We start from the raw sequence: 19,316 nt of genomic DNA, 5'->3' as shown, positions 1-19,316 counted from the left end.
ATGCTTGCAACCACCGCCAGCGTGATCGCGCTGAGCATTTCCGTTCCGGCTCACGCGGGCGGTTCGTCGATGCCGTGGGAAGCCCCCCTGCAAAGCATCCTCGAATCCATCGAGGGGCCGGTGGCAAAAATCGTCGCGGTCATCATCATCATCGTGACCGGCCTGACCCTGGCGTTCGGCGATACGAGCGGCGGCTTCCGCCGTCTGATCCAGATCGTTTTTGGTCTGTCGATCGCGTTCGCGGCCAGCTCCTTCTTCCTGTCGTTCTTCAGCTTCGGCGGCGGGGCGCTGGTCTGATGGAGAGCGCCGAGCCGATCGCGGGCTTCTATGCCCCCGTCCACCGGGCGCTGACCGAGCCGATATTGCTCGGCGGCGCTCCGCGCGCGCTCGCCATCGTCAACGGGACGCTGGCGGGCGCGATCGGCCTCGGCCTGCGCCTCTGGATCGCCGGGCTGGTCATCTGGGCCATTGGCCATGCGCTGTCCGTCTGGGCCGCCCGCCGTGATCCGCAATTCGTGGACGTGGCCCGCCGCCACCTCCGTTACCCGAGCTGGATGCAGCCATGATGAGCCTCAGCGAATACCGCAACAAGGCGGCGCATCTCGCCGACTTCCTGCCCTGGGCCGCGCTGGTCGGGGAAGGCGTCGTGCTCAACAAGGACGGCTCATTCCAGCGCACCGCCCGGTTCCGCGGCCCTGATCTGGACAGCGCCACGCCGGCCGAGCTGGTGGCGACCACCTCGCGGCTCAACAATTCGCTTCGCCGGCTTGGTTCGGGCTGGGCGATCTTCGTAGAAGCGCAGCGGACACCCGCGCTCGACTATCCCGAGGATGATTTCCCCGATCCCGTGTCGGCGCTGGTCGATATGGAACGGCGTGAACAATTCCGCGAGGAAGGCGCGCATTTCGAGAGCGCCTATTATCTGACGCTCTTGTGGATGCCGCCCGCCGAGGAAGCCGCGCGGGCCGAAAGTTGGCTCTACGAGGGCCGGTCCACAGCCGGCGTCGATCCGTGGGAGTTGCTCAAGGGCTTCACCGATCGCAGCGACCGCGTGCTCAATCTTGTCGAAGGTTTCGTGCCCGAGGTCCGCTGGCTCGATGACGCCGAGACGCTGACTTACCTCCATTCGACAATTTCGACGCGACGCCAACGAGTGCGCGTGCCTGAGACGCCGATGCACCTCGACGCACTACTGGCCGACGAGCCGCTGACCGGCGGGCTGGAGCCGCGCCTGGGCGACCATCATCTACGGACGCTGACGATCACGGGATTCCCGAGCGTCACATTCCCCGGCCTGCTTGACGAGCTGAACCGGCTCGCCTTCGAGTATCGCTGGTCGACCCGCGCGATCATGCTCGACAAGACCGACGCGACCAAGCTGCTGACCCGCATCCGCCGCCAGTGGTTCGCCAAGCGCAAGAGCGTCGCCGCGATCCTCAAGGAAGTAATGACCAACGAGGCATCGACGCTGCTCGACAGCGACGCCTCGAACAAAGCGGCCGACGCCGACACCGCCTTGCAGGAGCTGGGAGCCGACTACGCCGGCATGGCCTATGTCACCGCCAGCGTAACGGTGTGGGACCGCGATCCCGCCGTAGCCGCCGAAAAGCTGCGGCTGGTCGAGAAGGTCATCCAGGGCCGCGATTTCACCGTCATTCCCGAGGGCATGAACGCGATCGAGGCATGGTTGGGAAGCCTTCCCGGCCACACCTATGCCAACGTCCGCCAGCCCCCGATCTCCACCATCAATCTCGCCCACCTGATCCCCCTGTCAGCGGTATGGGCGGGGCCGGAACGGGACGAGCATTTCGGTGCAGCCCCCTTGCTCTACGCAAGAACCGAAGGCTCGACCCCGTTCCGGTTTTCCCTTCACGTCGGCGATGTCGGCCACATGACTGTCGTTGGGCCGACCGGCTCCGGCAAATCGGTGTTGCTCGCGCTGATGGCGATGCAGTTCCGCCGCTACGAGAAGGCACAGGTCTTCGCCTTTGATTTCGGCGGAAGCATCCGTGCCGCCGCGGTCGGCATGGGCGGCGACTGGCAGGATCTCGGCGGGATGCTCGCGGACGAGGCCGGCGACGGCGTTCAGCTCCAGCCGCTCGCCCATATCGACTTGCCCGAAGAACGCGCCTGGGCCGCCGAATGGTTGGCGGCCATCCTCACATCCGAGAATGTGACCGTCGATCCGCAGGCCAAGGAGCATATCTGGTCGGCGCTGACCTCGCTCGCCACCGCGCCGATCGCGGAGCGCACCCTGACGGGTCTTGCAGTCTTGCTTCAGAGCCAGCAGCTCAAGCAGGCGCTCGCGCCCTGGTGTGTCGGCGGCGCATGGGGCCGGCTGCTCGATGCCGAAACCGAGCGGCTTGGCGAGACTGCCGTTCAGGTGTTCGAGACCGAAGGCTTGATGGAAAGCGGCGCGGCCCCCGCCGTGCTCTCCTATCTGTTTCACCGCATCGCAGGGCGGCTCGACGGCAGCCCGACGCTCATCATCATCGACGAGGGCTGGCTGGCGCTGGGATCGCCCGCGTTCGCCAAACAGCTTTCGGAATGGCTGGTGACGCTGCGTAAGAAGAACGCCAGCGTCATCTTCGCCACGCAATCGCTCGCGCAGATCGAGGGCAGCACGATCGCGCCCGCCATCGTCGAGAGCTGTCCGACGCGGATATTCCTGCCGAACGAACGCGCGGTCGAACCGCAGATCGCGGTGATCTACGAGCGGTTCGGGCTCAACGCCCGCCAGATCGAAATCCTGAGCCGGGCGACGCCCAAGCGCGACTACTACTGCCAGTCGCGGCGCGGCAACCGCCTGTTCGAGCTGGGGCTTGGTGAGGTCGCGCTGGCCTTCGCCGCCGCATCTTCCAAGACCGATCAGCGCCAGATCGCTGAGCTGGTGGAGGCGCACGGCGCATCCGCCTTCGCATCCGAGTGGCTGCGCCATCGCGGTTGCGCCTGGGCGGTCGAACTTCTTCCCGCACCCCAACCCGATCCGCTGGCCGGAGGCCGGGAAGATGCCGGCCAGCTCCCCCTTGCCTTGAAGGACACGATCCCATGAAAACCTCCCTACTGTGCCGTGCCGTGCTATCCGCTGCGCTCGCCGCGTCGAGCATGATCGGCATCACCGCCGCGACGCCCGCTCACGCCCAGTTCAGCGGCATAGTTTACGACCCGACCAACTACGCGCAGAACGTGCTGACGGCGGCCCGGTCGCTCCAGCAGATCAACAACCAGATCCAGCAAATTCAGCAGCAGGCGACGAGCCTCGTCAACGAGGCGCGTAATCTCACATCGCTCCCGTTCAGCTCGCTCCAGCAGTTGCAGCAACAGGTTCAGCGCACCCAGCAGCTTCTCGGCGAGGCGCAGCGGATTGCCTACGACGTGCAGAACGTCCAGCAGGCGTTCAACGGCCGCTACAAAGGTGCCGCGCTCACCGGCACCCACGCGCAGATGGTCGCCAACGCCAATGCGCGCTGGGAGGATAGCGTCGGCGCGTTCGAGGATGCGTTGCGCGTTCAGGCCGGCGTCGTCGGCAACATCGACGGCGCACGCACGACGATGGACAGTCTGGTCTCGTCCAGCCAGTCCGCGACCGGCGCGCTCCAGGCCGCGCAGGCTGGCAACCAGCTTCTCGCGCTGCAATCGCAGCAGATCGCCGATCTCACGGCTTTGCTCGCCGCGCAGGGTCGTGCGCAGGCGTTGGATTCGGCTCGCCATGCGGCGGCGGAAGAAGAAGGGCGTGAGCGGCGTCGGCGCTTCCTGACGCCATCCACCGGCTATCAGCCGGGAAATGCCCGCATGTTCCGCGACTAACGCCCGTGGACAGCAAGCTCCTCGCCCGGATCGGCGCCATCGTGTTCGTCGCCATCGCAATCACCATGACCGCGATCGAATTGGCGCGCGCGCCCGAACCGATGCGCGAGGCGGCAGCGCCCGTCGCTGAAACTCCAGCGACGGACCCGCTGCTGATCGAACTGCGTCGCTGCCAGTCACTCGGACAGGCCGGTGCGAGCGATCCCGCCTGCCTCCGCGCATGGGCAGAGAACCGCCGCCGCTTCCTCGCGCCTGGTGCGCGTCCCGCCGCCCGCATCGCCGATGGGGCAACCCCGCAGGAGAACTGACATGGGCGGCACTGGAGTCGTCGATCGCTTTCTGGATGTCTTCACCCGCTACATCGACAGCGGTTTCGGTCTGCTCGGCGGCGAAGTGGCGTTCATCGCCACGACGCTGATCGTCATCGACGTGACGCTCGCCGCGCTGTTCTGGACGTGGGGCGAAGGCGACGACATCCTTGCGCGGCTCATCAAGAAGACACTGTTCGTCGGCGTCTTCGCCTACATCATCGGCAACTGGAACAGCCTGGCGCGGATCGTCTTTGAGAGCTTCGCCGGCTTGGGCCTGAAAGCGTCCGGCACCGGCTTTACGGCCGCCGAACTGCTACAGCCGGGCCGGGTTGCTCAGGTCGGTCTTGAGGCCGGGCAGCCCATCCTCGAATCCATCTCCGACCTAATGGGCTGGATCGCCTTCTTCGAGAATTTCATCCAGATCGCGTGCCTGCTGTTCGCCTGGGTGCTGGTCATCCTCGCCTTCTTCATACTGGCGATCCAGCTTTTCATCACGCTGATCGAGTTCAAGCTGGCGACGCTGGCCGGCTTCGTGCTGATCCCGTTCGGCCTGTTCGGCAAGACCGCCTTCATGGCCGAGCGCGTGCTGGGGCTGGTCATCTCGTCGGGCGTCAAGGTGCTGGTGCTCGCCGTCATCGTCGGCATCGGCTCCACCCTGTTCGACGAGTTCCGCGCCGGCTTCGGCGGCGCTCAGCCAACCATCGAGGACGCGATGGCGGTCGCGCTTGCCTCACTCTGCCTGCTCGGCCTTGGCATCTTCGGCCCGTCGATCGCCAACGGCATCGTCTCCGGCGGTCCCGCGCTTGGTGCTGGCGCCGCGGCCGGAACCGTGCTCGCCGCCGGTGGCGCGCTGGTCGGCGGCGCTGCCGCCGCTCGCCTCGGCGCTGGCGCAGTCGCCGGTGCGGTTGGCGGTGCGGCCCGTGGTGCGGCGTTCACCTCCGGCGCAGCAAACAGCGCCTATGCGCTCGGCTCTGCCGGAAAGACCGGCGCAGCCGCCGCAGCGGGCGGCGCGGCCGGCGTCGGACGGGCCGCTGTGGGTGCCGCCACATCGCCCCTCCGTCGAGCCGCTGCCTCGCTCAAGGACAGCTACCGCTCCGGCGGCCGTGCCGCCGTCACCGCCACGGGCGGCACCATTTCGGGCGGCGGCGCTTCGCCCGCGCCGGAGGCGTCCAGCGGTCCGCCGTCCTGGGCCACCGCCATGAAGCGCCGCCAAACCATGACCCACGGCGCGACTGTCGCCGCCCATACGCTGCGCTCCGGCGACGGTGGCGGCAGCGGCGCATCGGTCGATGTTAGCCAGAAGGATTGATCCATGTTCAAACGCCCCAGCCTCCGCTACGGTCAGACGCCGGAACCGACGACCCCTTACCAACGCGCCGCGCAAGCCTGGGACGACCGGATCGGATCGTCCCGCGTGCAGGCGAAGAACTGGCGCGTCGCCTTTTTCGGCGCGTTAGCGCTTTCTGGCGGCCTGACCGCCGGCATCATCTGGCAATCGGCGCGCGGCCATATCGTTCCCTGGGTCGTGCAGGTCGATCGGCTCGGCGAAGCGCAGGCGGTCGCGCCGGCCGAGGCTGGCTATCGCCCGACCGATCCACAAATCGCGTTCCACCTCGCGCGCTTCATCGAGCAGGTTCGCTCGATTCCGGCCGACCCCGTGATCGTCCGCCAGAACTGGCTCCGCGCCTATGACTTCACCACCGATCGCGGCGCGGTGGCGCTCAACGACTATGCGCGCGCCAACGATCCCTTCGCCAATGTCGGGAGGGTGCAGGTCGCCGTGGACGTGTCGAGCGTGATCCGGGCATCACCCGATAGCTTCCGCGTCGCCTGGACCGAGCGCCGCTATCAGGACGGCAGCCTCACCACGACCGAACGCTGGTCCGCCATCCTCACCGTAGTCGTGCAGCCCCCGCGCACGCCCGACGCCCTGCGCAAGAATCCGCTCGGCGTCTTCGTCAACGCCCTCAACTGGTCAAAGGAGCTGTCGCAATGACCGTCAGTCCGTATCGCCGTGCCGCATCGGCGGCGCTGCTCGCTTCCGCCACCGCGCTCGCCGGATGCGCCACCACATCGGCGCGACCGCCGGCCATCGCCTATGACGATCCCCCGGCCGAGATCGTCGCGACGCTCGCCCCGGAGGCGCCCCGCGCAGTCGAAGTCGTAACGATCCCCGAACCGTTGCCGCTTCCGGGCCAGTTGATGCCCGTGCCCGACACAGGCCGCCCGCCAGAGCCGCCCGATCCTCGCCAGCGCGTCGGCGCGGCGAACGCGGCTGCTCGCGTCCAGCCGGTGCGCGACGGCTTCCTCAACGCGATCCAGCAGTATCCGTGGACCGATGGCGCGCTCTATCAAGTCTATACCGCGCCGGGTCAGGTGACGGACATCGCCTTGCAGGAAGGTGAGCAACTCGTAGGGCCAGGGCCGGTCGCGGCCGGCGATACGGTCAGGTGGATCATCGGCGACACCATCAGCGGCAGCGGTCCCACCGCGCGCGTCCACATCCTCGTCAAGCCAACCCGGCCTGATCTCACCACCAATCTCGTCATCAACACCGATCGGCGCACCTATCATCTGGAACTGCGCGCCGCGTCCTCGACCTACATGGCGTCGGTGAGCTGGACCTATCCACACGACGCCCTGATCGCCTTGCAGGGCCGCAACGCGGCGGCCGCAGCCGCCGCGCCGGTGGCGAGCGGCATCGACCTGTCCACGCTCAATTTTCGCTATCGCATCGACGGTGATCGCACGCCGTGGCGACCGGCGCGCGCGTTCGACGATGGACGGCAGGTATTCATCGAGTTTCCGGCCGGGATCTCGCAGGGCGAGATGCCGCCGCTATTCGTAAGTGGCGCATCTGGCGAAGCCGAGCTGGTCAATTACCGGGTGCAAGGCCGCTACATGGTCGTGGACCGCCTGTTTGCCGCCGCAGAACTGCGGCTGGGCGACCGACGCACCGCGCAGCGTGTCCGCATCGTCCGAACCGACGGACGGGAGCGGCGGCCGTGAGCGATCCTACTGTCACCGTACAACCCGTCGCATCGGCAGCGCAGCCCGATCCGAACGCATTCCAGCTACGCGGGCCGCAACCGCGCGTCATGCGCTTGTCGCGCAAGGCGCTCGCCGTTGTCGGTGTCGCCGCCGGCCTCGGCATTGGCGGCTCGCTGATCTATGCGCTACGACCGCCAAGCGATCGCCAGGCACAGGAACTCTACAACACCGACAGCCGGACCACGGCAGAGACCATCACCTCGGGACCGCGCGACTATGCTCAGGCGCCGCGCCTCGGTCCGCCGCTTCCCGGCGATCTCGGCGGCCCGATCGTGTCGGCGCAACAGCGTGGCGAGAATGTGCCGGTCCCGCCGATCGGCGCACAACCGGGGCCGCCCGATCCGCGCGCGCAGGCCGAGGAGGCCGCCCGCCAGCGCGCCGCTCAGGAGCGCGACGCTGCGCGCACCAGCTCGGTTTTTCTCGGCAGCAACGCAGGCGGCGCAGCATTACCATCACCAGCTCTGCCCGCTCTGGCCGTGCCAGCAACACAGACGTCGGCAGACACGGCCCCACAAGGGGATCAAGCGGGCCGGCGCGCCTTCATGGCGCAAGCGTCCAACCAGCGCACCGTCAGCGTCGAGCGACTGACGGCTCCGGCATCGGCGAACATTGTGCAGGCGGGCAGCGTTATCCCTGCCGCGCTCATCACCGGGATTCGCTCCGACCTGCCCGGACAGATCACTGCGCAGGTGACGGCCAATGTCTATGACAGCCCAACCGGACGCATCCTCCTCATTCCGCAGGGTTCGCGGCTGATCGGCGAATACGACAGCGAAGTCGCCGCAGGACAGACCCGCGTTCTGCTCGCCTGGGATCGGCTTATCTTGCCGGACGGCCGCTCGCTCGTTCTCGAGCGCCAGCCTGGTACGGACGGCGCTGGCTTCGCGGGGCTACAGGACCGGGTGAACCAGCATTGGGGCAATCTGTTCAAGGCCGCTGCGGTCTCGACGCTCCTCGGCGTTGGCGCAGAGCTGGGCGCGGACAGCGAGGATGACCTAACCCGCGCGCTGCGGCGTGGCTCGCAGGACACCATCAACCAGACCGGCCAGCAGATCGTGCGACGGCAGCTCAATGTGCCGCCGACGCTCACGGTCCGGCCGGGCCATCCATTGCGTGTCGTTCTGACCCGCGACTTGGTGCTGGAACCAATGGGAGCAACAAGATGACGAAGTTAAAGCTGGGGCCGCTCGCCGATGACCGGCCCGTGAAGCTGACGGTGGAGTTGCCTGCTTCAGTCCACCGCGATCTTTCGGCTTACGCGCTTGCGCTCGCGGCCGAGACGGGCGGTGACGCCATTCCTCCCGAAAAGCTCGTCTCGCCGATGCTGGCGAAGTTCATGGCGAGCGACCGGGGCTTTTCCCGCCGCGTGACGCGAAGGGCCGAGCCCACCGGCTAAGGTCAGTTGCCCAAGAAACGCCTCCGGCGCTCTTGGGCTTCGACCTTGATGATTGCTTCCTCGGCATTGGCGCATTCGTCTCCCCGCACCAAACCATCGCGACACCCGGCTACCACCCGCTGCGCTTCGTCGAGATGCGCCATGAAATACTGTGTCCCGCGCGCCTCGCCTGAGGTCGGCGAAATGGATATTGGCTTGCTGTCAGCGACGGCTTCCGGCGATGGTGTGATGACTGGCCGCAAGATGAATCCACCCGCGAATCCTATCACCAAAGTGACTATCGCAACAATCACTGTCTTGCCGTGCGACATGGCGTCAACTCCAAAAGCTATCGTCCATTTTTACTAGATTCTAGACTGAAAATCAAAAGACAGTGCGTATCGAGATTTGATAAAGCCTAGGAAACGGTGAAGCGCGGGATTGCCGTTATCATCCCGCCAATAACCCGAATAGCCGATCAAAGCTGGCCCCTGTTCGCCGTGAACAGGTCGATATACGACATCCGGATAGTGTGCTCCCGTCGACCCTTCGCATACGATACTCACCCCTAGGCTTCCGCCTAAGATGCTTAGGACTGTTTCCCGACTCGACTTCACCATCCTTATGTCGGGTTTGGTGCCGGAAACTGACAGGCGACCAAGCAGCATGTCGCGCACGTGAGGGCCAGGGTCTGCGGCAGGTAATAGGAAGCACTCGCCCTTAAGATCCGTCCAGTGAACTACCTCGTGTTGTGACAAACGATGTGACGTGGGGAGTGCGGCAAGTATCCGTTCGCTCCACAATGGCTCACATCGAAGTCCGTCATGCCCGGCATCACCCATTAGGATCACCACGTCGACTTCGCCGCTATCAAGGCCCGCGATCAACTCGCTGCGATCGGCCTCGACAAATTCTGCTTCAACATCCGGATGCGCTTCATGCCAGCTCATCACGGTAGCTCGCAGATTGCCAGCGGAGACGGAGCTGTTATGACCCAGCCTCAGGCCGCCAGCTCGCCCTTGGCCCGCAGCCCGCATCATGGCTACAAGTCTGTCCGCATTGGCAACCATTGGCTTTGCGCCGCGAATGAAAGTGCTGCCTGCGTGTGTCATAGTCACACCGGAGCGAGAACGTTCAAAAATCGCCATCCCTATGGATCGCTCTAATTTGAGAATGTTCCGACTGAGGGTCGATTGCTCGATATCGAGGGCTCGGGCAGCCCGATAGAAGCTCCCGTGGTCGGCAGCCGCGATCGCATAGCGTAACTGGCAGATGTTAAATGGCATCTGCCGACCGGCCATTCTCCTGCCAGCCTCCGCCCAACGCCTTGTAGAGGTTGATTAGGTTGCTGAGTCGCAAGAGTTTTGAGCGGACCAGGTCTTGTTGTGATCTGTAAAGCGTGCGCTGAGCGTCAAGCAAAGCGAGATTGTCGTCTTCGCCTGTCGTAAAACGCTGCTCCGCGAGCGTGTAGGCATTACGGCTCGCTCCGACCCGCTGCATTTCCGATCGGATCTGAGCATCCAAGGTGCCTTTCCCGGCGAGGCCGTCAGCCACTTCGCGAAAAGCGGTCTGGATCGCTCCTTCATAATTGGCGATCTCGATCCTTTTCTGCACCTCCGCGCGATCGAGGTTTGCTCTGAGGGCGCCGCCACCAAAGATAGGAAGCGGCAGGGTGATGCGCGGCATAAAGCTCCATGCGCCCGACCCTGACGAGAAGAGATCGTCGAGGCTGGCGCTCGCCGTCCCTGCCGAGCCGGTCAGGCTGATCGTCGGAAAAAACGCCGCGCGGGCAGCGCCGATATTGGCGTTCGCAGCGCGCAAAGTATGTTCTGCCGCGCGAATATCGGGCCGGCGCGCGAGCAGGTCCGATGGCAAGCCGGCGGGCAGATCAGCGGGCATGATCCCGTCAGGCAGCGTGTCGGCCGCATCGAGCCGGGTGGCCAACTCCGCCGACAGAGGCTCGCCCAGCAACAGAACCAGCGCATTGCGATCCTGTGCGGCAAGGCGGGTATAGGTCGCACGATCCGATTCCGCCGTTCGTAGTGCTACCTCAGCGCGCTCCAGATCTAGCCGGGCAAGATTGCCCACGTCGGCTAGCTGCTTTGTGAGCGCATAGCTCCGCTCTTGGGTCACAAGCGTTTCGTTTGCGAGACGCAACAGCTCCTGATCGGCTCGCAAGGTCAGATAGGCGTTGGCGACCTCGGCGACGAGGCTCATCTGCGAAGCCTGCCGGGTGGCGTCGAGCGACAGATAGGATTCGAGCGCCTCATCGCTCAGGCTGCGGATGCGGCCCCAAAGGTCCAACTCCCAGGCTGAAGCGGTCGCTCCCACCTGATAGCTCCGGCGGTTATTGAAAAGCTCGGACGGCAACCGCTGCGCTGTTCCTTCCGCGCCGACTGCGATCGTGGGCAGTAACTCAGATCGCTGGATGCGATATTGGGCGCGCGCCGCTTCCACGTTCAGCGCCGTCACACGGAGGTCGCGGTTGCTCGCAAGCGCCTTTTCGATCAACTCGTGCAACAGGGGATCGTCGTAAAAGTCGCGCCATCCTATGTCGGCTCCCGCACCATCCTCCGAAAGCTGCACGCTCTCATAGGCCGCGCCGGTCGGGAAAGATGGGCTTACCGGCGCTGCCGGGCGCACATATTTCGGCGCCATCGAACAGCCTGCCAGCGCCGCCGATCCAAGCAGAAGTACGAGCTTGCCGCTCATGGCATTAAATCGAGCGTTCATACATTTTGCTCCGAAGCGGGGGTCGCTTGCTTCGACGCTTCGCGGCGGGCCGCGAAGCGTCGCACCGCGACGTAGAAGACAGGCGTGAGGATCAGGCCGAACAGCGTGACCCCAAGCATTCCGGCGAACACTGCGATGCCCATGGCGTGACGCATTTCCGCGCCAGCGCCGCTTGCAATCACCAGAGGAATGACGCCGGCAATGAACGCGATCGACGTCATCAGGATCGGGCGCAATCGAAGCTTCGCTGCTTCGAGCACCGCCGGCAGTGGCTCCATGCCGTCCTGTTCCTTCGCGCGGGCGAACTCCACGATCAGGATGGCGTTCTTGGCGGCCAGGCCGACCAGCACGACGAAGGCAATCTGCGTGAAGATGTTGTTGTCGCCGCCCGAGATCCACACGCCGCCAATGGCGGAAAGCAGGGCCATTGGAGCGATCAGCAGCACGGCGAACGGCAGCGACCAGCTATTATATTGGGCCGCGAGGATCAGGAAGGCGAGTAGCACCGACAGCGGGAACACGATGAGCGCGGTGTTGCCTGCGGCCTTCTCCTGATAGGTAAGATCGGTCCATTCATAGGTCATGCCGGGCGGCAGCGTTTCCTGGACGATTCGCTCGATCGCCGCCGTCGCCTGACCCGACGAAAAGCCCGGCGCGGGACCGCCGCTGATGTCGGCTGACGGATAGCCGTTATAGTGCATAACGCGATCCGGCCCCGTGCTGCGTGTGATTGTGACCAGCGACGACAAGGGGATCATCTCGCCCGCCGCGTTGCGGACCATAAGCTGACCGATACTTTCGGCCTGCTGGCGGAACGGCGCGTCGGCCTGGACCATCACCCGGTAGGTGCGGCCAAAGCGGTTGAAGTCATTGACGTAGAGCGAGCCGAGATTGACCTGCATCGTCTCGAAGATCGCGGTCAACGGCACGCCTTGCGCCTTGGCTTTCACCCGATCGACATCGACCTGGACCTGAGGCGCGTTGGGCTGGAAGCTCGCCAACATCCCGGCCAGCTCAGGCGTCTGCATGGCGCGCGCCATGATCTGCCCTTGCGCCTGCGCCAGCGCGTTGAAGCCAAGTCCGGCGCGATCCTCGATTTGCAGCTTGAATCCGCCCATTGCGCCAAGGCCCGGCACAGGAGGCGGAGGGAACACACCCACGAAGCCGTCGGGAATCTGGCTGAATTTGCCCATCAGCTTGCCGGCGATGGCATGAGCTGAGAGGTCCGCGCCTTTTCGGTCCTCGAAACTGTCGAGCATGATGAACATCACCGCCGAGTTGGGTAGATTGGCCGCGCCGTTCACATCGAGGCCGGGGAAGGCGACGACACTTTCGACGCCCGGCTCCGCAAGTGCGGTTTCGGACATCTGCTGCACCACGGCTTCGGTGCGGTCGAGCGAGGCTCCGGCAGGAAGCTGGGCGATGCTGAGCAGATAATATTTGTCCTGCATCGGCACAAAACCTGCGGGGACTTGGTGGAAGCCCAGCCAGGTCAGACCGAGGAAGCCGGCGTAGAGAAGACCGACGATGCCGCTTGCCCGCACCGCGCGCCGAACCCAACCGACATAGCGGTCGGATAGCTTGTCGAAGAAGCGGTTGAACCGGGCAAAGAAGCCCCCGAACACGCGGTCGATTCCGCGAGTGAGACGGTCGCGCGGCGTGTCGCCGTGGTGCGGCTTCAGCAGCATACCGGCGAGCGCGGGCGAGAGGGTCAGCGAGTTGATGGCCGACAGAATGGTCGAGATCGCGATGGTGAGCGCGAACTGGCGATAGAACTCGCCCTGCAATCCCGAAAGGAAAGCCGAGGGGATGAATACCGCCGCCAGCACCGAGGTAATCGCGAGGATCGGCCCCGTTACCTCGTCCATCGCCTTTCGAGCCGCTTCCTTGGGAGACTGACCGAGTGCGATGTGTCGCTCGACATTCTCCACCACCACGATCGCGTCGTCGACGACAATACCGATCGAGAGGACCAGGCCGAACAGCGACAACGTGTTTAGCGAGAAGCCGAACAGATACATGATGGCGAAGGTGCCGACGAGCGACACCGGCACGGCGATCAGGGGGATGATCGACGCACGCCAGCTCTGAAGGAAAATAATGACCACAAGCACGACGAGCAGAGTCGCTTCGAGCAACGTCACCGCCACCGACTTGAGCGAGGCGCGCACGAAGATCGTTGGATCGTAGGCGATCTCATAACCGATACCTTCGGGGAACTCGGTCTTAAGGCGTTCCATCGTGGCTCGCACTGCGCTCGACGTGTCGAGTGCGTTAGCGCCGGGGCTCATCAGGATTTGTAGGCCGACGGCAGGCTTGCCATTCAACATGCCGCGGAGTGTATAGTTGTCCGCGCCCATTTCGATCCGGGCCACGTCTCGCAGGCGGGTGATCTGGCCATCCTCGCCGCTCTTGACGACAATATCGCCGAACTGCTCCTCCGTGGTCAGTCTGCCCAGCGCATTGACGGAGACCTGATAGGCCGCCTTGGCATTGGGCTGCTGGCCGATCGAGCCAGCCGCGACCTGGATGTTCTGCTCGCGAATCGCTGCGACGACATCGCTCGCGGTCAGACCGCGCGCAGCGACTTTGGTCGGGTCGAGCCATGCGCGCATCGCATACTCGCCTTCGCCACCGATATTAACATTGGCGACACCCGGCAGACGCGCCAACTCATCCTTCACATGCAGCGACGCATAGTTCGAGACGTAGAGCGGATCATAGTGCTGGTTCGTGGCGCGCATATGCACGACCATCAGAATGTCGGGCGAGGTCTTGTCCGTCACCACGCCGATGCGCTGCACCTCTTCCGGCAACCGGGGCAGTGCGCGCGATACGCGGTTCTGCACCTGAATTTGCGCGACGTCGGGATCGGTCCCCTGCTTGAAGGAGATCGAGATCGTCATACGCCCGTCGGTCGCCGACTGCGAACTCATATAAAGCATGTTTTCGACGCCGTTGATCGCCTGTTCGAGCGGCGCGGCGACGGTCTCGGCCATCACTTCGGGACTAGCCCCCGGATAGGCGGCCGTTACCTGCACCGTCGGCGGCGTGACGGAGGGGTATTCGCTCAAGGGGAGCTGAAACAGAGTGATGCCCCCGGCGATCAGCATGAGCACCGACAGCACGACCGCGAAGATCGGGCGGTCGACGAAGAAGCGAGGGAATGTCATTGACCGGCCTCCGCGGGAGCCGCTTCGGCAGCGGGACGATTGCCCCCACCGGCACCGGGGCCTGAGCCTTGGACCATTGGCCCCCGACGCGGTGTGACCTGCATCCCTGGACGCACCAGACCCTTGATGATGATGATGTCGCCCGGCTTCAGCCCCGATTTGACGACGCGCAAGCCATCGACCACCGGACCAAGTTCGATCGGCCGAAACTCAGCCTTGTTGCCCTGGCCAACGACCAACACATAATTCTTACCCTGATCGTTCCCGACTGCCTGGTCATCGATAAGGATTGCCTGCTGCGGTGCGCCGAGAGTCAGCCTCACGCGCGCGAACAGCCCCGGCGCAAGATCGCCACCGGGATTAGCGATCACGGCGCGGGCACGGATGGTGCCCGCGCTGCGGTCAATACCGTTGCCAAGGAAATCAAGTGTGGCTCTGTGCGGATATCCCTGCTCGGTCATCAGGCCGATTTCGACCGGAAGCCGCGCAGTCGAACCGCCCCGGCGGGCCTGCTCTACGAAATTGAGATAGGTCGCCTCGTCGATGTCGAACAGGACATGAAGCGGGCTGACCGATTTGATTGTGGTAAGCGGAGCGGCGCCTGCGCCAGCGCCGACGACATTGCCCTCCGTAACCAGAACACGGTCGACGCGGCCGCTGATCGGTGCCGTGACCTGAGTGAAGGAAAGATCGAGCCGCGCGGCGGCGACGGCCGCGTTCCCGGCCTGTACTTGCGCGCGAGCGGCGTTTCGCTGCGCCACGGCGTCGTCATAGGCTTTGCGCGAGATCGCGCTAGTTGCGACGAGCTGTTCCGAGCGGCTGAAATTGCTTTCGGCAAGCGCCGCTGCGGCTTGGGCCTGGAGAAGCTCGGCCCGCGCCCGGTCAAGCGCAACCTGGAAAGGGCGCGGATCAATGCGGAACAGAAGCTGCCCCTTCCTGACCAATGCGCCTTCAGGGACGTGAACGGATACGATCGCACCGCTGACGCGAGGCCGCAGTTCGACGCTTTGGGGCGATGTCAGCGAGCCGTTGAACTCGGCCGTGGGCGCAAGTTCGCGCACCTCGACTTGCGCCACTGGCACTTGCGGCGCTGCTTGTGCCTGTGCGGCTTGACCGCCGCCCGATTCGCTACAGGCCGACGTAAGGCCACCTATAGCCAAGGCTACGGAGGCCAGGAGAAGTGCGTTTTTTACTCGCATCTTTTTGCCCTTCAACTTGCCACGTCTTCTGCATTCATTCCGCGGCGTCTGATTGATTCATGTTCGCTTTGCGGCTTCCAACGATGGTAAGGTCAAGGCTTGATCGCCATTCATATGAAAATATGTTCATGTGTGAGGGGTGGGGCGGCTTTTTCGGGATTCATCCCTTCGCAAGGCATCGCGCCGCGCGCCGATCGCTTACGGTTGAATTGGTAGCCCAAAACGAGTGCCGTCGACGTTCCAGCGGGATCGGTGCCGCATCACGGGCAACACCGATGGGATAATTCATTTAGGGGCAATCTAGAGCGACCTGGTCCGATCGACGTAAGACGTGGCAAATCTTCGCAATGGAAGAGACGGATCTGGTTAGTCCGTCCTGCGCCGTGTAGGAGGTTCCTGCCTGCTAACGAGCAATATGCCCGAAAATATCTTGATTATGCCGTGCCCGAGGCTGAGATTGAGCGTCTTCGTGGCGCAAGAGGACGAACGAATATCTTACGCAAGATGCAAATCCAAATGGATGCCGGTCTCGGGAGCGGCGGCAGCGCCGCCTGCTGCCCGCCCCAAGCCAATAAAGCGAAGTATTGGCATTTCATCTAACTAAGGACGGGATCACACCATCGCTACCCCCGACGGGCGACAGCGATATCTCTGCGAACAGGGCCAGCCCGACCTTAGTGGCGGTGTCTGAGGCGACCTATTCCGGCCGTGGTTAGGCTCGGCACGTCGTGATCGTCGCCGGGTTCTTCCAAATCGGCAAGGATCGGGCAGTCTGGTCGACCGTCGCCGGCGCAACAGTCCACCAATGTTCCCAAGGTCGCGGCCATCTGTTCGAGGTTTGCGATGCGTTGCTGAAGCTGGTCGATATGTGCCTGCGCGATCCGCTTCACGTCAGCACTCTGGCGGGCCTTGTCCCGCCAGAGGCTAAGCAGCTCGTTGATCTCCGCGACCGAGAAGCCGAGATCACGCGCGCGCCGGATAAAGCGCAGCATATGGACGTCCGACGGGGAATAATCGCGGTAGCCGGAATCCCTGCGATCGGCTTTCGGAATGAGGCCAGTCTGCTCATAGTAGCGGATCATTTTGGCAGATACGCCCGATGCCTTGGATGCTTGTCCGATATTCATGATGCTTCTCGTTTCTCAATTGTGCCGGACGATCGGCTTGCCGACTCGGGAGGCCGGAAACCGCGCAGACGCAGAGCGTTGCCCAGCACGAAGATGCTCGATAGCGCCATAGCACCCGCCGCGAATACCGGCGACAACAGGATGCCCGAGGCGGGATAGAGGACGCCCGCCGCGACCGGAATCAATGCAATGTTATAGGCGAAGGCCCAGAACAGGTTTTGCCGGATGTTGCCGATCGTGGCACGCGACAGTGCAATGGCCGTCGCTACCCCGTTTAGATGACCGGACATCAGCACGACGTCGGCCGCTTCGATCGCGATATCCGTGCCGGTGCCGACCGCAAGGCCGACATCGGCCGCCGCCAGGGCGGGGGCGTCATTGATCCCGTCGCCGACGAAGGCTACACGGCCATGCTCGGCCTTGAGCCGATTGATGGCTTCTACCTTTCCATCGGGCAGAACTTCGGCGATCACTTCGTCAATGCCAAGCTGACTGGCAATGGCTTGTGCGGTCATGCGGTTGTCGCCGGTTATCATCGCTACCTTCAGGCCGAGCGCGTGTAGAGCCGCAATCGCAGCAGGCGTCGTTTGCTTGATCGGATCGGCGACGGCGATGATCGCGGCCAAGCGACCGCCAATCGCGGCATAGAGCGGTGACTTGCCTTCCTGACCCAGCCGCTCGGCCGTCGCGGCGAACGCGGCAACGTCAAGGCCAAGTTCACTCATGTATCGGTCGGCGCCGATCTGAATCAGTTGGCCATCCGCCACCGCCTTGACCCCAAAGCCGGTGATGGAGTCAAAGTCCCCGATTGCGGGCAGCGTGATTCCCTCGGCGTTAGCCGCATCGACGATCGCGCGGGCGATCGGATGCTCCGACTTGTCCTCGACGGCGGCGATCAGGCCCAGCACCATCGCTCGGTCGAACCCTTCGGTCACATGAAGGTCGGTGAGTGCGGGCCGTCCATCGGTCAGCGTGCCGGTCTTGTCGACTGCTATGACCCGAGCGTCCTTCAAAAGCTGGAGGGCCTCGCCCTTGCGGAACAAGATGCCCATTTCCGCGCCGCGCCCGGTGCCAACCATGATCGCGGTCGGCGTAGCGAGCCCCATCGCGCAGGGGCAGGCAATGATGAGCACGGCCACGGCGTTGACCAACGCGAAGGTCAAGGCAGGTGACGGGCCAAACCACAGCCAGGCAGCGAAGGTAAGCGCCGCAACGCCGAACACGGCAGGGACGAACCACATCGTCACTTTGTCCACTAGTGCCTGGATCGGAAGCTTGGACCCCTGCGCCTGCTCGACCATGCGGATGATCTGCGCGAGCATGGTCGCACCGCCGACGGCGGTGGCGCGAAAGGCCAACGCGCCTTGCTGGTTGACCGTGCCGCCGACCAGCGTGGCGCCTTTCGCCTTGGCGACAGGGATCGGTTCGCCGGTAATCATCGACTCATCGACATAGCTCTCGCCTTCGATAACCTCGCCATCGACGGGAATGCGCTCGCCGGGGCGCACCTCAATGATATCGCCCGTTACAACCTCATCGATGGATACCTCGGCCAACGCGCCGCCACGGCGAACCCGGGCGGTCTTGGCCTGAAGTCCCACGAGCCGTTTGATCGCTTCGGACGTGCGGCCTTTGGCACGGGCTTCCAGATAGCGGCCGAGCAGGATCAGTGCGACAATAACCGCGGCCGCCTCGTAATAGACGTTCACCGTCCCCGCCGGCAGCAGGCCGGGCGCGAAGGTGGCGACGAGTGAATAGGCGTAAGCAGCAAGCGTCCCGACCGAGACGAGCGAGTTCATGTCCGGCGCAAGACGGCGCAGCGCAGGAATACCCTTCTGATAAAAGCGGATGCCGGGGAATGCGAGCACCAGCGTCGTCAAGACGAACTGGATATACCAGCTTGCCTGCATTCCGATCGTCCGGCCGATCAACTCATGGACGCCGGGAACGACGTGGCTGCCCATTTCCAGCAGAAACACTGGCAGCGCGAGCACAGTCGCTAGAACGAGATCACGCTTCAATTCGCGGCGCTCGGCGTCCTTGCGCTCGCTCGCCTCGTCGTCATTCGACGTGCTTGCCTCAATCGGATGGGCGGTATAGCCGGCCTCCGCTATGGCGGCGACGAGCGACTCAATGTCGGCTGCACCACGCACACTCGCACGCTCGGTTGCCAGGTTGACGGTAGCTTCGGTGACGCCGGGCACAGCCTTGAGAGCCCGTTCAACACGGCCGACACAGGATGCGCAGGTCATCCCCTCCACCGCCAGTTCGATGGCTCCCAACGGCACGCTGTAGCCGGCATCCTCGACGGCCTGCACCAGCGCCGTCCGATCGATGTTGCCGCTTGTGTGAATATCGGCGCGCTCGGTCGCTAGGTTCACGCTCACGGAGCGGACACCCTCAACCTTGCCCAGCGATCGTTCGACGCGTCCCACACACGAGGCGCAGGTCATGCCCTCTATTGGCAGAATGATCGTCGAATCGGCGAGATTAACCGGATTTTCTCGGATTTTGGCGGCTATCATTGCGCGATACCTCAC

At 64.2% G+C, this 19,316-nt stretch carries 17 protein-coding genes; 10 read left to right on the top strand and 7 right to left on the bottom strand.

Annotated elements, in window-relative coordinates:
- Genes JNM03_RS14885 through JNM03_RS14840 form a run of 10 tightly spaced genes read left to right on the top strand, consistent with a single transcriptional unit; the run spans nucleotide 1 to nucleotide 8,565 of the window.
- Nucleotides 1-297, top strand: coding sequence for a TrbC/VirB2 family protein (locus JNM03_RS14885; RefSeq protein ID WP_294037981.1), 297 nt, complete (start codon nucleotides 1-3; stop codon nucleotides 295-297).
- Entirely contained in the window at nucleotides 297-566 is a 270-nt protein-coding gene (locus JNM03_RS14880) for a VirB3 family type IV secretion system protein (RefSeq protein WP_136956100.1), read from the top strand. Before JNM03_RS14885 ends, JNM03_RS14880 begins: the two co-directional genes overlap by 1 nt.
- Nucleotides 563-3,052: a conjugal transfer protein TrbE gene (gene trbE / locus JNM03_RS14875; protein ID WP_136956099.1), complete on the top strand. Its 2,490-nt coding sequence runs from the start codon at nucleotides 563-565 to the stop codon at nucleotides 3,050-3,052. The genes JNM03_RS14880 and trbE overlap by 4 nt, the downstream gene beginning before the upstream one ends.
- Nucleotides 3,049-3,807, top strand: coding sequence for a P-type conjugative transfer protein TrbJ (gene trbJ, locus JNM03_RS14870; RefSeq protein ID WP_136956098.1), 759 nt, complete (start codon nucleotides 3,049-3,051; stop codon nucleotides 3,805-3,807). The genes trbE and trbJ overlap by 4 nt, the downstream gene beginning before the upstream one ends.
- 5 nt (nucleotides 3,808-3,812) lie before the next feature.
- Nucleotides 3,813-4,115 (top strand): putative entry exclusion protein TrbK-alt, encoded by a 303-nt coding sequence (gene trbK-alt, locus JNM03_RS14865; protein ID WP_136956097.1) that lies wholly within the window; start codon nucleotides 3,813-3,815, stop codon nucleotides 4,113-4,115.
- A gap of 1 nt (nucleotide 4,116) precedes the next feature.
- Nucleotides 4,117-5,427: a P-type conjugative transfer protein TrbL gene (gene trbL, locus JNM03_RS14860; RefSeq protein WP_136956096.1), complete on the top strand. Its 1,311-nt coding sequence runs from the start codon at nucleotides 4,117-4,119 to the stop codon at nucleotides 5,425-5,427.
- A gap of 3 nt (nucleotides 5,428-5,430) precedes the next feature.
- A complete protein-coding gene (gene trbF, locus JNM03_RS14855; protein WP_136956095.1) occupies nucleotides 5,431-6,114 on the top strand; it encodes a conjugal transfer protein TrbF in 684 nt (227 codons plus the stop codon).
- A complete protein-coding gene (gene trbG, locus JNM03_RS14850; RefSeq protein WP_136956094.1) occupies nucleotides 6,111-7,127 on the top strand; it encodes a P-type conjugative transfer protein TrbG in 1,017 nt (338 codons plus the stop codon). The genes trbF and trbG overlap by 4 nt, the downstream gene beginning before the upstream one ends.
- Complete coding sequence (locus tag JNM03_RS14845) at nucleotides 7,124-8,335, top strand: TrbI/VirB10 family protein (protein WP_255504523.1); 1,212 nt, start codon at nucleotides 7,124-7,126, stop codon at nucleotides 8,333-8,335. Before trbG ends, JNM03_RS14845 begins: the two co-directional genes overlap by 4 nt.
- On the top strand, nucleotides 8,332-8,565 hold the full coding sequence (locus JNM03_RS14840; protein ID WP_136956093.1) for a DUF2274 domain-containing protein: 234 nt from the start codon (nucleotides 8,332-8,334) through the stop codon (nucleotides 8,563-8,565). Before JNM03_RS14845 ends, JNM03_RS14840 begins: the two co-directional genes overlap by 4 nt.
- 2 nt (nucleotides 8,566-8,567) lie before the next feature.
- Here the strand turns inward: JNM03_RS14840 and JNM03_RS14835 are convergent, their stop codons facing one another.
- The 7 genes from JNM03_RS14835 to JNM03_RS14805 all read right to left on the bottom strand — a co-directional run bounded on the left by JNM03_RS14835 (nucleotide 8,568) and on the right by JNM03_RS14805 (nucleotide 19,301).
- Entirely contained in the window at nucleotides 8,568-8,876 is a 309-nt protein-coding gene (locus JNM03_RS14835; RefSeq protein WP_136956092.1) for a hypothetical protein, read from the bottom strand.
- 33 nt (nucleotides 8,877-8,909) lie between these two features.
- Complete coding sequence (locus JNM03_RS14830) at nucleotides 8,910-9,845, bottom strand: LysR family transcriptional regulator (RefSeq protein ID WP_294037730.1); 936 nt, start codon at nucleotides 9,843-9,845, stop codon at nucleotides 8,910-8,912.
- Nucleotides 9,820-11,256 carry an efflux transporter outer membrane subunit gene (locus JNM03_RS14825; RefSeq protein WP_136956090.1) on the bottom strand — a complete coding sequence of 479 codons (1,437 nt, stop codon included), beginning with the start codon at nucleotides 11,254-11,256 and terminating at the stop codon, nucleotides 9,820-9,822. Before JNM03_RS14825 ends, JNM03_RS14830 begins: the two co-directional genes overlap by 26 nt.
- A gap of 17 nt (nucleotides 11,257-11,273) precedes the next feature.
- Nucleotides 11,274-14,450: an efflux RND transporter permease subunit gene (locus JNM03_RS14820; protein ID WP_136956089.1), complete on the bottom strand. Its 3,177-nt coding sequence runs from the start codon at nucleotides 14,448-14,450 to the stop codon at nucleotides 11,274-11,276.
- Complete coding sequence (locus tag JNM03_RS14815; protein WP_255504522.1) at nucleotides 14,447-15,526, bottom strand: efflux RND transporter periplasmic adaptor subunit; 1,080 nt, start codon at nucleotides 15,524-15,526, stop codon at nucleotides 14,447-14,449. The genes JNM03_RS14820 and JNM03_RS14815 overlap by 4 nt, the downstream gene beginning before the upstream one ends.
- Nucleotides 15,527-16,323: 797 nt before the next feature.
- Complete coding sequence (gene cueR / locus JNM03_RS14810; RefSeq protein ID WP_136956088.1) at nucleotides 16,324-16,776, bottom strand: Cu(I)-responsive transcriptional regulator; 453 nt, start codon at nucleotides 16,774-16,776, stop codon at nucleotides 16,324-16,326.
- Nucleotides 16,773-19,301: a heavy metal translocating P-type ATPase gene (locus tag JNM03_RS14805; protein ID WP_136956087.1), complete on the bottom strand. Its 2,529-nt coding sequence runs from the start codon at nucleotides 19,299-19,301 to the stop codon at nucleotides 16,773-16,775. The genes cueR and JNM03_RS14805 overlap by 4 nt, the downstream gene beginning before the upstream one ends.
- Nucleotides 19,302-19,316: the final 15 nt, after the last annotated feature.

The sequence above is a fragment of the Sphingopyxis sp. genome (assembly GCF_016793825.1).
In the GTDB taxonomy this organism is placed as follows: Bacteria; Pseudomonadota; Alphaproteobacteria; order Sphingomonadales; family Sphingomonadaceae; genus Sphingopyxis.
This window is presented reverse-complemented; position numbering and strand designations above follow the sequence as displayed.